This window comes from Nannocystis pusilla (assembly GCF_026626665.1).
GTDB lineage: Bacteria > Myxococcota_A > Polyangia > Nannocystales > Nannocystaceae > Nannocystis > Nannocystis pusilla.
In genome coordinates, this window is the sequence record NZ_JAPNKE010000002.1 from 2,804,248 (window position 1) to 2,816,744 (window position 12,497).

Below are 12,497 nucleotides of genomic sequence, written 5' to 3' on the forward strand. Positions count from 1 at the left end.
CCGTTTATTTCGCCTTCACGTCCTTCTTGGGCTTCGCCGGCTTCGCGCCCGCCGGCTCGGCCGTGAGTCCGCCTGCCGCGCTCCCGCCCGACGTCCCGCCCGACGTCGGCGGCGGCGCGGCGCTCACCTGCCCTTCTACCGGCGTCGCCGACGATCGCGGCTTCACCAGCAGCGACTTGCCGCTCGCCACCAGCACGCTCTTCAGCGCGTCCCAGTGGGCCGGGTCGGTCTCGTACAGCGCGAAGTAGCCGTACTTGTCGTTGGCGTCGCGCAGCACGAACCACCCGCGCACCGCCGGCGCGCCCGTGGCCGCGTCGGCCGGCACCGAGTAGGCCCCGGTGTACACCTTGCCGCGCGTCCCCTCGTCCTCCCACGTCGCCGTGCCCTTGGCGATCCCGCGCAGCTCGAGCACCTGATCGCGCACCGCCGTGGCCGCCGCGCTCGGGTACTCGAAGAAGCCCACCGCCGCGTAGGCCAACGGCTGCCCGCAGCTCGTCGCCTGGTCGGGCGCGACCGCCTGGGCGTAGAACGGGTTCTGCTCGGCCAGCTCGACCCCCTTCGGCATCCGCACCAGGATCCGCGTGCCGAACAGCGCCGTCGGGTTGTCGGCCAGCGCGGGCTGGCACGGCGGCGGACCGGCCGGCGCGCCCCCGGCCCCGCCGCCGGATTCGCCGCCGGCCTCGTCGACCCGCCGCGCCGGCTTGCCCTGAGGACCTGTCCCGGAGGACATGGCCCCCGAGCCAGTGCTGGCGCTGGCGCTCACGGCACAGCCGGCGAGCGGGGCCCACGCGAGCGCGAGAGCGAGAGACAGGGCGACGCGCGACATCGAGATCTCCTTGGCGTGACGGGCCCGCGGCCCGACGTGGCGCGATCAGACCGCGTGCCGCCGGCGAAGTCAATCCACGGACGAACCCGACGACCGCGACGAGAACGATGTCTGGCGGGCCACTCCTGGCGAGCACGACAATCAGTCGACCTCGCCGCCGCGGCCTCGACCCTTGCGATCGCTCGCTGCGACCTCGTCGTCATCGAGCGACGCTCTCGCATGCGCTCCCGTAGAAACGACAGCGGCCCCGCGCCGGAGCGCGGAGCCGCGGGGACGCGCCTTGCGACGCGCTCAGCTCACTTGCCCTTCTTCTTGCCTGCGGGCGGCGGCGTCGGGGCCGGCGCCGGCGCGATGTTCGGCCCGATGCGGAGGCGGTTGCCCGACTCCTGGAAGGTCTTGGCGAGCGCGTTCCAGGCGTTCGGATGCGTCTCGAGCGCGTACCAGAACGTGAAGCCGGCCTTCTCCTTGAGAACGAACCAGCCCTTGATCGGCGGGTTGCCCTTCGAGTCCTCCGGGATCGAGTACGAGCCGGAGTAGTCGCGGCCCTTCTCGGTCTCGTCGGCCCAGGTGACCTCGCTCGGCGGCACGCCGCGCGCGGCCTGGATCGTCTCGTCGCGGACCTGCTTGACGGTCTTGGCCGCGTCGGCCTGGAAGTAGCCGAGCGCGCCGAAGCTGATCACGCCGTCGCACGTGGAGACGGTCTCCTTGGTGGCGATGCGGGCGAAGAACGGGTTCTCCTCGACCAGGTCCATGCCCTTCGGCAGGCGCAGGATGACGTTGTCGGCGAACACGGCCTTCGGCGTGTCGCCCACCTCGGCGTCGCAGACCTTCTGCGACGCGTCGGGCTCGCCGGCCGCGGCACCCGTATCACCACCGGCCTCACCACCGGACTCACCACCCGCCTCACCGCCGCCGGAATCACCACTTCCGGCGGATGCACCGCCGGCGCCGGTCTCGCCCGGTGGAGTCGTGCCGTCGGGGGTCTTCTTGCCACAGCCAGCCACCGCCAGACCGAGCACCAGGACAGGAACAGCCAGAGTTCCGAAGCAGCATCACGTTTCGGGTTCTCCTCTGAGAGGCCGGCACGGTAACACAACTCCAGCCCCGGCGCCTCGTCCGCGATATGTCACGCACGGGTCGCAACTTCGATGTGGCGGATCCGCACGCCCGATAAAAAGCCCGCCGACCATGAATTCTCGCGTATCCGGCGACACGGCCTTTGCGGCCACGCGCGCGGCGATCGGGGCGCATGGCCCATCGCACCTGTTCGATCGCACAGCCTGCGGCGGCGCCACCGCCTCCCCTGCAATCACCGTTCGCCGCCCACCTGGCGCGCACCAGGTTGCGCTGGCGCACAGTCTTGCGCCCGCGCGAGCATCAGTCGGTCCCTGTCCCAAAGCGCAGGCTGTAGAGCGCCACGCCGAACGCCACGCTCACGTTGAGCGACCCCTTGAGCCCGAGCATCGGCAGCGCCAGCACGCGCTCGCAGCGGGCCAGGATCCGCGGGTCGACGCCCGACACCTCGTGCCCGACCACCAGCACGATCGGCGGCCCCGCGCGCTCCTCGAGCGCCGCGAACCACGGCGTCGCCCGCGGTCCGCCCTCGAGCGCCCACAAGCGATGGCCCGCGTCGCACAACCATGCGGCCGCCGCCGCGCCGTCGCGGTGCAGCGTCCACGGCACCGTCTTCTCCGCGCCGAGGGCGGTCTTCGCCATCGCCGGGTGATCGGGCGTGGGCGTGAACCCGGCCAGGTGCATGTGCTCGAGCCCGGCCCCGTCGGCGGTGCGGAACATCGAGCCGACGTTCTTCAGGCTGCGGACGTTGTCGAGCAGCGCGTGGACCCTCGGGCCGTTCGCCTGCGCCGGCGCGCGCGCCTCGTGGGTCTCGTACGGCTCGGGGTCGACGGCCGTCGGTCCGCCGCAGTGCGGACACGACTCGCCGAGCGGGCTGCCTTCGGCCACCGGGAAGCGGAGGCGGCAGCTCGCGCGCTCGCATTGACGGGCGATGAAGCGGGTCACCGGGCGCGAGGGTAGCAGCGTCTGCCGGCGACCTGCTAGAGTGTCGTCGACGTGGCCTACCGCGACGATCGTGAGGCGCTGCTCTTGCAGCTCGCCGCGCTCGAGCACGACAACGAGCGGCTGCGGCGCGAGCTGGCCGACGCCGACGCGCGCGCCCGCGGCGTCGCCGACGACACCCGCGAGCGCCGCCGCTCCGGCGCCCACAAGACCTGCGTCATGTGCGGCGGCGTCACGCTGCTGCCGGTCGCCATCTTCGCCGGCCACGACACGCGCGCTCCGTTGCCGCTGCACATGAGCACCCTGCGGTTCACCTCTCCGAGCGGCGGCTTCACCCACTCGGCGCCGGTCCATTCGCTCGCCTGCTCCACCTGCGGCTTCATCCACAACTTCATCGACATGACGCATCGGACCCAGGGGGCTGAACATCCGAGGAGGACCGCTCCGGGCGGGACCGAGCTACCATCGCCGACCTCTGCCGCCATGTCTGCCGGCCCTCCCACTCGCCCCCGCAAGCTCGCCGTGTTCGGCGGCGGGCTCGGCTCGCTCAGCGCCGTGTTCGCGCTCACCGAGCTGCCCGGCTGGCGCGAGCGCTACGACATCACCGTCTACCAGATCGGCTGGCGCCTCGGCGGCAAGGCCCGCAGCGGCCGCAACCTGCGCGCGCACGCCCGCAGCGAGGCGCTCGGCCACCACGTGTGGTTCGGCTGGTACGACAACGCCTTCGCCCTCGCGCGGCGCGTCTACGCCGAGACGCGGCGGGCCCCCGGCGCCCCGCTCGCCACCTTCAAGGAGGCGTTCAAGCCGTGCGACCACCTGCTCCTCGGGACAGGTGACCGCTCGGATCGCACCCCGCCGTGGAAGATGAGCCTGCCGCGCAGCGACAGCCTGCCCGGCGACGGCGCCGCCCAGCCGAGCGTGTGGCACTTCGCCCAGACCTTGCTGCTCTGGGCCATCGACTGCATCCCGCGCCTGCACCCGCAGTACGCGACATGGTCCGCGATCGTCCCCCGCTGGCCCGACGCCTCGCGCTCGCTGTGGCCGGCATTGATGCGCCGCGCCGGCGGCCAGGGCGTGCGCGCCTACGACGGCTTCGACCCGCAGAGCCCCGACTACGACGGCCTGCTCCGCCGCGCCGCCGCGGCCGTCCACGGCGAGGACGCCCCCAAGACCTCGCGACAGCGGCGCGCCTGGGCCCAGCCGCTCACGCACTGCGGCGAGCACAGCCTGCGCGCCCTCGTCGGCCTCGGCGCGCGCCAGAGCCACCCGCAGTTCACGATCATGGTCGACCTCGCCCTCGCCACCGTGCGCGGGATCCTCCACGACGGCCTCGATCGCGCCGGCTTCTCCGCCATCGACGATCAAGACCTGCGCGCCTGGCTGCGCCGCCACGGCGCCTCCGAGGAGTCGCTCGCCAGCACCGTGCTCGTCGCCCTCTACGCCGACCACATGTCCTATGAGTCAGGCGACGTCGAGCGCCCCGCCGCCGCCGCCGGCGCCCTGCTGCGCGCCGCGCTGCGCCGCTACCTCGCCTTCTCCGGCGCCCTCTACTACACCCCCGCGGCCGGCCTCGGCGAGGTCCTGTTCGCCCCGCTCTACCGCCTCCTGCGCGACCGCGGCGTCCGCTTCCGCTTCTTTCACAAGCTCAAGCACCTCTGCCCCGATCCGAAGCAACCGGCGGTGTCGGCCGCGGTCGTCGGCCGCCAGATCGAGCTCGCGCCCGGCGTCGACGACTACGAGCCGCTGATCAAGGTCAAGGGTCTGCCGTGCTGGCCGAGCCGCCCGCTCTACTCGCAGATCGTCCTCGGCGACGACCCGGTGATCCAGGCCATCGACTTCGAGGCCAACGAGTCGCCCGAGGTCGAGGAGGTCGTCCTGCGCGCCGGCGTCGACTTCGACGAAATCGTCCTCGGCGTCCCGCCGCCCGCGCTCGCCGGGGCCGCCCGCGAGCTCGCAGCCCGCGACCCCCGCTGGCAGAGCATGCTCGAGCACACCCACTCGATCGCCGCCATAGGCGCGCAGCTGTGGCTCTCGCCGACCTGGCCGCAGCTGATGGGCGCCCCGGCGCAGGCCGGCGCCGGCGGGATCGTGCGCACCGAATTGCCGCGGTGGGTCAACCTCTCGACCGCCGCCGTCTACGAGGGCTGGCCGCGCGAGCACTGGCCGGGCGCGATCGCCTCGCTCAGCGGGCCGCGCCCCGACCGCGCCGCCGACGGCAGCCGCGAGCCGGTGCGCGACATCGCCGAGACCTGGCTCAAGAGCCATCCGCGCGCCTTGTGGCCCGAGGCCTCGCTCGCCGGCGCCGACGAGTTCAACTGGGAGCTCCTGGTCGACCCGCAGGGCCGCGCCGCCGAGCACCGCCTCGCCGCTCAGCACTGCTGGGCCACCCAGAACGCCAGCGATCGCCAGATCGTCACCCTCCCCGGCGATCCGCGGCACCGCCTCGCTGCCGGCGACAGCGGCTTCCGCAACCTCTGGCTCGCCGGCGACTGGGTCGGCGGCGGCCTCGACCTCGCCTGCGCCGAGGGGGCGGTCATGGCCGGGCTCCAGGCCGCGCGCGCGCTCAGCGGCGAAGCGATCGTCATCCACGGCGAACGCGACGGCCTCGACCCGGAGTGATTTTCGCGAGCCGGGTCGCGCCCGCGAGTGTGATGCGCGAGCCCGTCGCGCTCCGAGCGATGCGCCGCAGGCCTGATGCACAAGTTCGCCGCGCCACGAACGAGGCGCAACCGAACCGACAAACAACACCCCGAACGAGGCGCCGCCGCAGGAGTGATGCCCCCACCAGGCGCCGTGTTCCGAGCGACCCACCGCCAGACCTCCTGCCAGGCGGAGACACCATCACCCCGCCACAAACAAGGCGCGGATCCGGCGAGCCGGCGGCCGTGCGGCTCCAGCGTCGGCCGCCCGAGCACCTGCACCGCGGCGAGTGGCCGCCCCCTGCACGATCCGTCCGCGCGCCCCGCGGACCGCTCGTGCGCAGCGTCCTGCGCCTGACCCGGCTGCCGGCACGGACCGCGATCGGCCGGAGACTTTACACCTCGCCGCGCTCGGTTGATCCTGACGGCCGTGCGCTGTCTTTTCGTCCTGGTCGCGCTCGCGCTCGCGCTGCCGACCGCCGCGGCCGCCGCTCCCGCGCGCAGCATCGGCGACGAGGGTCTCAGCGATCCGCGCCAGCGCCAGCTGCCTGCGCGGCATCGCCTGCGGATCGCCATCGTCGCCGACTGGGTGCGCGCCAGCCAGGCGTGCGACGACAGCCCCAAGCGGTGCGAGCGCTTCCACTTCGCGCCGCTGCTCCTCGACTTCGCCTATCAGCTGCAGTTCGCCAAATACGCCATGTTCCGGCCGAGCATCGGCATCGGCTACAACGTCGGCAACTCGCGCAACGCCATGCCCGCGGTGCTGCAGCCGAGCCTGTTCGCCGGCTATCAGGGCAAGCTGTTCGGCGCCGCCGCCGGCTGGAGCTTCATCTTCCCGTTCCCGACCGTGGCCAACCAGGACAACGGCCACCAGGGCCTGGCCCAGCCGGCGCTGTGGGGCAACCACGCGCTGCAGCTCGAGCTCTCGCTGACCAGCCGGCTCGACCGCGGCGCGCTCAACTTCGGCCTGCGCGTCGGCGGCATGAAGACGCACCTCATCCACCTCAACCTCGACCTCAAGCGCTGGTACCCGATCGTCACCTTCAGCCTCGGGTGGTATTTCGAGGTCGGCAAGCGGAGGAGAGAGCGCGCGGCCGCATCACCGTGAGCAAGGCCACGCGCACCGTCGCGCCTGCGCTCGCCACCTGACGCAAACCCCCGTATCTTCGTCGCGCGCGCGCGACGACGCCGCGGAGGGTTCATGAGCAACAATTCGTCCCGGTCCGAGCGGGCGCTGATGAAGGGCGCCCGGGCCGACGTCACCGCCGCGATCGGCAACACCCCGATCGTCCGTCTCAATCACGTCACCGAGGGCCTCACGTCCGAGGTCTACGTCAAGCTCGAGATGTTGAACCCGGCAGGTTCGATGAAGGACCGCGTGGCGCTCAACATCATCCGCGACGCCGAGACGCGCGGCATGTTGCAGCCCGGCGGCACCATCGTCGAGGCGACCAGCGGCAACACCGGCGCCGGCCTGGCGATGATCGCCTCCACGCGCGGCTACAAGTGCATCTTCGTCATGCCCGACAAGATGTCGCGCGAGAAGATCGACAACCTCAAGTCGTACGGCGCCAAGGTCGTGCTGTGCCCCACGGCGGTCGACCCCTCCGACCCGCGCAGCTACTACTCGGTCTCGCGGCGGATCGTCGAGGAGACCCCGGGCGCCTTCTACGCCAACCAGTACCACAACCCCGCCAACCCCGAGGCGCACTACCTCAGCACCGCGCCCGAGCTGTGGGAGCAGACCGGCGGCGAGTTCGACGTGTTCGTCTCGGGCATGGGCACCGGCGGCACGCTGTCGGGCTGCGGCCGGTACTTCAAGGAGAAGAACCCGGCGGTCAAGATCGTCGGCGTCGACCCGGTCGGCTCGCTCTACTACGAGTACGTCAAGACCGGCCGGCTCACCAAGCCCTTCAGCTACTACGTCGAGGGCATCGGCGAGGACTTCCTGCCGTCGACGATGAACCTCAACATCCTCGACGAGATCGTCCAGGTCGACGACAAGGAGTGCTTCATCATGACGCGCGAGCTCGTGCGTCGCGAGGGCATCTCGGTCGGCGGCTCGGGCGGCGCCGCGGTGCTGGGCGCGATCAAGTACGCGCGCACCCTCAAGCAGCCCAAGCGGCTGCTGGTCCTGCTGCCCGACAGCAGCACCAAGTACCTCAGCAAGATCTTCAACGACGACTGGATGCGTCAGAACGGCTTCCTCGACGAGGACGAGGCCAGCGGCTACGTCGCCCACATCCTCAAGCGCAAGCCCGGCCGCACGATCACCGCCACCCGCGACACCTCCGTGCGCGTGGCGATCCAGACGCTCAAGGAGAACAGCATCAGCCAGCTGCCGATCCTCGACGAGCACGGCCGCCACTGCGGCATCGTCAGCGAGCTCGACCTGCTCAACTTCCTCGTGCGCAGCGAGGGCCGCCTCGACGAGCCGCTGGCCGACCTCGTCAACAGCGACTACGCCACCGTCACCCCGCACACGCGGATCCAGCTGCTGCGCAGCATCTTCAACGACGCCAAGGTCGTGCTGGTCACCGAGGGCGACCGCCTGCTCGGCCTCCTCACCAAGATCGATCTCATCGACTACCTCGCCTCGCAGCAGTAGCCCGAAGGGACATGTCCGCATGGCAGTCTACGACCCCGCCTCCGATCACGTGCCCGCCGGCGCCCGCTTCGAGACCCTGGCCATCCACGGCGGCCAGCACCCGGAGCCCGTCACCGGCGCGGTGATGCCCCCCATCTTCCAGACCTCGACCTACGCCCAGCGCGGCCCCGGCGAGCACAGCGGCTTCGAGTACAGCCGCACCCACAACCCGACCCGCTACGCGCTCGAGCGGGCGATCGCCTCGCTCGAGGGCGGCGCCTACGGCCTCGCCTTCGCCTCGGGCCTGGCCGCCACCAACACCGTCCTGCAGCTGCTGAGCGCCGGCGATCACGTGGTCGCCGGCGACGACATGTACGGCGGCACCTTCCGCCTGTTCGACAAGGTCCTGCAGCGTCAGGGCCTGCGCTTCAGCTACGCCGACCCGCTCGACCCCAACACCTTCGCCGCGGCGATCACCCCGCAGACGAAGCTGGCGTGGCTCGAGACGCCGACCAACCCCATGCTCAAGCTCGGCGACGTCGCCGCGATCGCGGCCATCTGCCGGGCCAAGGGCGTGCTGCTGGCGGTCGACAACACCTTCCTCTCGCCGGCCTTCCAGCGCCCGCTCGAACTCGGCGCCGACATCGTCGTCCACAGCACCACCAAGTACATCGGCGGCCACTCCGACACCGTCGGCGGCGCCGTCGTCTGCCGCGACTCCGGCCTCTACGACCGCCTCGCCTTCCTGCAGAACGCCGTCGGCGCGGTCCCCAGCCCGCACGACTGCTTCCTGACCCTGCGCGGCCTCAAGACCCTCGCGCTGCGCATGGAGCGGCACGCCGCCAACGCGGCCGCCGTCGCCGCCCACCTCGAGCGCCACGCCAAGGTCGAGCGCGTGATCTACCCCGGCCTCGAGAGCCACCCCCAGCACGGCCTCGCGCGCCAGCAGATGCGCGGCTTCGGCGGCATGATCTCGATCTACCTCAAGGGCGACCTCGAGGCCTCGCGCCGCTTCCTCAGGGCCGTGCGCGTGTTCACCCTGGCCGAGAGCCTCGGCGGCGTCGAGAGCCTGATCGAGCACCCGGCGATCATGACCCACGCGTCTGTCCCGAAGGAAACCCGCGACCGCCTCGGCATCGCCGACGGGTTCATCCGCATCAGCGTCGGCATCGAGCACGTCGACGACCTGATCGCCGACCTCGATCACGCCCTCGCGGCCGTCTGAGCGACGCGAGCGCACACCGGCCGGGGAAGGTCCTCGCGGAGGACGTCCCCGGCCGTCTCACTTTCTGAACGCGGCCGCGCCCGGCATAGGCGCACCTGTCTTTCAAGACAGCGCACGCCCCTTCGCTTCGCGCGAGCACGGCGGCATGCCGACATGTCTCGAAGGACAGCCTGTCTCTCGGGGGCAGCCCCCGAACTCTCGCTCCACTTCGCGCAAGCGCCCGGCAACCCATGGCGGCTGTCGGCGGCCGACATCCCGTAGATCACGAGCGTCCCCGGCAGCAGCGCGGCTGGCGGTGCCTACCTCCGGGGCTCGCCAGACTACTTGCTCGCATTGCGCGGCCAGGAAGGTGTTCCTCGCCCGCCTGCTCGCCGCCGAACTATCTCACAGGACAACCTGTCTCTCAGGGCAACCTGTCTCTCAGAGCAACCTGTCTCCCAAGGAGCATGCCTCTCAGTACAGTCTTCCTCTCGGGGCAGCCTGTCTCTCAGGGCATCCTGTCTCTCAGGACAGCCTCTCTTTCAGGGCAGCCTATCTCTCAGGGCAGCTTGTCTTTCAGGACAGCCTGTCTCTCAGAACATCCTGCATCTCAGGACAGCCTGTCTCTCAGGACAGCTTGTCTCTCAGGACATCCTGCATCTCAGGACAGCCTGTCTCTCAGGACAGCCTCTCAGCCGCCCGACAGCCAGCCTCCGCGGAGTTCGCAGCGGCGATTCGCGCCCGTCGCCTCAGCTCGCCGGGTGCGCCTTCAGCCACTCGCGGGTGTACGCGAAGTTCTCGGCCATGCTCTTCTCGATCTCGCCGAGCAGGTAGGCCTCGAGCTTGCCGCCGACCAGGGGGATCCGCGCATCGCAGTGCCCGCGCCACACGCGGCGCAGCTGGCCGCTGGGCAGCGTCTCCCACGTGTACTCGCCGCCGTAGTCGACCAGGTTGCCGATCACGGGCACCTGGATCGTCACGCTGTAGCGGCGCAGCGCCGCGTTGAACTCGCCGACCTCGGTGACGGTCGACGTGCCCTGGAACAGCCGCTTGAGCGCCCCCGGCAGCTCGCGGTCGGCTGCCAGCAGCTTGCGCCGCACGATCAGGCTCGGGCCCTCGCCTTCGCGCTGCAGGTCGCGCCGCACCACCGTCAGCCGCATGCGCTCGTAGAGCCCGCGGGCGTAGTCCTCGTCGAAGAAGAACACCTCCCACAGGCGCTCGGGGGAGGTGTCGAACACGTGCTCGATGGTGTGCCGCACGGCCGCGAGTGTAGGCCGCCGACGACGCCACCGACAACGCCGCGCCCGCGACCTGTGACACGCGCCCCGCTCCGGCACGACCTCCGGAAGGGCCCCGGGGTGACCTCGCTACGAGCTCCTGCCCGCGCGACGGCGGCCGTCCCGTGGGGTCACGATGACCTCGCTACGAGCTCCTGCCCGCGCGACGGCGGCCGTCCCGTGGGTTCAGGATTTGACCTCGCTACGAGCTCTTGCCCGCGCGACGGCGGCCGTCCCATGGGTTCAGGCGACCGTCACGAACGCCACGAGCGTCCACCACCGGGCAAGCCTTTGGGCCTGCACGACGGGGACGCTCGTGAGTGCATGGAGAGCCGCCGGGCGGACCGCAAAGCTCGCGGTCGCCACGGCCTCGCTCCGGACCGGCGTCGCTGGTCGGCGCGGCGGCCTCTTCCTCGGCCGGCTTGGGCTCGTTGGCGCGGAACTTCCAGCTGAACGTCGCCTGGCCGTCGCGCTGGTCGACCGGGTCGAGGATCAGACCGTCGATCGCGTCGACGATGCACTTGCTCAGCGACTCGGGCGCCTTGGTGCGCTCCTTGTCGGCGACCACGTTGATGATCTTCCCGGTCTTCTTCTCGACCGTGAAGTTGACCACGACCTCGCCGTCGGTCTTCGGGTCGGTGGTGAGGGCCACGTCGTAGCAGTCCTTGACGGCCTTGTTGCGCGTCTCGAGGAGGCTGCGGGTGTCGTTCTTGTACGTCTCGGCGTCGCGGGCGACGCAGCTGCACCCCGGCAGGACCGCGGACGCAGCGACGAACAGAAGGCTCAACATCGTGCTCTTGGGCATCACGAACTCCTTATCTTCGCAATCTCGCGGTGTGACTCACTTGGCGGGCGCGGGCGGCGGCGGCGGCGGCGGGCCACCGGCGTCCTCCGTCTTGGTCTTCTCTTCGATGACCGTCTTCTCCCCCGACTCGGGGTCGATCGCCACGCGCTTGCGGGTCACGTCCTGCTCGACGATGTTGAACTCGACGCGGCGGTTGTTCTCCTTGCCCTCCTCCGTCGACTCGTCCGACAGCGGCTTGCTCTCGCCGAAGCCCTTGGCCGTGAACATCTCCTTCGGGAGCCCGCCCTTCTTGACGAGGTACTCCATCACGGCCTTGGCGCGCTTGTCGGACAGCTTGAGGTTGTACTTGTCGCTGCCCTCGCTCGAGGTGTGACCCTCGATCGCGATCTTCTTGATGTGGGGGTTCTCCTTGATGACCGAGATGATCTCGGTCATCAGGCCGTCGGACTCGGGCCGGATGGTCGCCTTGTTGAAGTCGAACTCGATCTTCTCGTTGATCTTGATCCGGTTCTCTTCGACCACGACCCGCTTCGGCTTCTCCTGCACGACTTTCGGCTTGGGCGGCGGCGGCGGCGGATCGCCGACGACGGACAGGGCGGACGCGTCTTCGAAGATCGTCGGGCCACAGGCCGCGAGCGGAGCGGTCGCCGTGAGCGCGAACGAGGCGACGAGCGCGAACTTCAGGCCTGACGTGGCTGGGCGGAAGTTCCCGCGATGGGGGTTGCGAGCGAAAATCATGAGGGGTCTCCCGATCGATGGGTAGCGAAAGAACCGCCCAATACGGGCTTTTAGGCCGTCCGAGCGTCTTCGCGGGGGCATTTTGAACACATGTCATCGCCGGTGCAACGAAATGACTCGCTCGACCGGAGAGCCGCGAGTAGCCTTGTCGCATGCTCGCGCTCTGGAGGCCCCTCCCGACCGGCCTCGCCCTCGTCGTCGCCGCCCTCCCGCCCACAGTCGCGGCTGCCCCGGCCGCTGCGCCCATCCAGCGGCCCACGAACACGGTTTCGGGAACGTCGAGCCCGGCCCCGGCTCCCGTGGAACCGGCCCCTGCCACGGCGCCCTCGGGCGAAGGGGTGCCAGCGCCGCCGAGTGATGCCGGCGCGAACCCGCCCCAGCCCTCGATGGAGCCGTCACCGGCCG

At 70.8% G+C, this 12,497-nt stretch carries 10 protein-coding genes; 4 read left to right on the forward strand and 6 right to left on the reverse strand.

Annotated features, from left to right (window positions below; translation table 11 throughout):
• Positions 1-4: 4 nt before the first annotated feature.
• The 3 genes from OV079_RS12190 to OV079_RS55795 all read right to left on the reverse strand — a co-directional run bounded on the left by OV079_RS12190 (position 5) and on the right by OV079_RS55795 (position 2,845).
• Positions 5-826, reverse strand: coding sequence for a hypothetical protein (locus OV079_RS12190; RefSeq protein ID WP_267768429.1), 822 nt, complete (start codon positions 824-826; stop codon positions 5-7).
• A gap of 296 nt (positions 827-1,122) precedes the next feature.
• The gene (locus OV079_RS12195; RefSeq protein WP_267768431.1) at positions 1,123-1,845 is read right to left on the reverse strand and encodes a hypothetical protein; all 723 of its coding nucleotides are present in this window, start codon (positions 1,843-1,845) and stop codon (positions 1,123-1,125) included.
• Between the two features lie 358 nt (positions 1,846-2,203).
• On the reverse strand, positions 2,204-2,845 hold the full coding sequence (locus tag OV079_RS55795) for a TrmH family RNA methyltransferase (RefSeq protein WP_267768432.1): 642 nt from the start codon (positions 2,843-2,845) through the stop codon (positions 2,204-2,206).
• Between the two features lie 51 nt (positions 2,846-2,896).
• On the opposite strand from OV079_RS55795, the gene OV079_RS12205 reads away from it, so the two are divergent.
• The 4 genes from OV079_RS12205 to OV079_RS12220 all read left to right on the forward strand — a co-directional run bounded on the left by OV079_RS12205 (position 2,897) and on the right by OV079_RS12220 (position 9,293).
• On the forward strand, positions 2,897-5,461 hold the full coding sequence (locus tag OV079_RS12205; RefSeq protein ID WP_267768435.1) for an NAD(P)-binding protein: 2,565 nt from the start codon (positions 2,897-2,899) through the stop codon (positions 5,459-5,461).
• A gap of 450 nt (positions 5,462-5,911) precedes the next feature.
• Positions 5,912-6,589 carry a hypothetical protein gene (locus OV079_RS12210; protein WP_267768437.1) on the forward strand — a complete coding sequence of 226 codons (678 nt, stop codon included), beginning with the start codon at positions 5,912-5,914 and terminating at the stop codon, positions 6,587-6,589.
• Positions 6,590-6,682: 93 nt separating this feature from the next.
• Positions 6,683-8,089: a pyridoxal-phosphate dependent enzyme gene (locus OV079_RS12215; RefSeq protein ID WP_267768438.1), complete on the forward strand. Its 1,407-nt coding sequence runs from the start codon at positions 6,683-6,685 to the stop codon at positions 8,087-8,089.
• A 19-nt stretch (positions 8,090-8,108) separates the two neighbouring features.
• Entirely contained in the window at positions 8,109-9,293 is a 1,185-nt protein-coding gene (locus OV079_RS12220) for a cystathionine gamma-synthase (protein ID WP_267768440.1), read from the forward strand.
• 728 nt (positions 9,294-10,021) lie between these two features.
• Here OV079_RS12220 and OV079_RS12225 read toward each other — a convergent pair.
• The 3 genes from OV079_RS12225 to OV079_RS12235 all read right to left on the reverse strand — a co-directional run bounded on the left by OV079_RS12225 (position 10,022) and on the right by OV079_RS12235 (position 12,092).
• Positions 10,022-10,531, reverse strand: coding sequence for a DUF2505 domain-containing protein (locus OV079_RS12225; protein ID WP_267768442.1), 510 nt, complete (start codon positions 10,529-10,531; stop codon positions 10,022-10,024).
• 220 nt (positions 10,532-10,751) lie between these two features.
• The gene (locus tag OV079_RS12230; RefSeq protein WP_267768443.1) at positions 10,752-11,354 is read right to left on the reverse strand and encodes a hypothetical protein; all 603 of its coding nucleotides are present in this window, start codon (positions 11,352-11,354) and stop codon (positions 10,752-10,754) included.
• 36 nt (positions 11,355-11,390) lie between these two features.
• Complete coding sequence (locus OV079_RS12235) at positions 11,391-12,092, reverse strand: OmpA family protein (protein ID WP_267768445.1); 702 nt, start codon at positions 12,090-12,092, stop codon at positions 11,391-11,393.
• Positions 12,093-12,497: the final 405 nt, after the last annotated feature.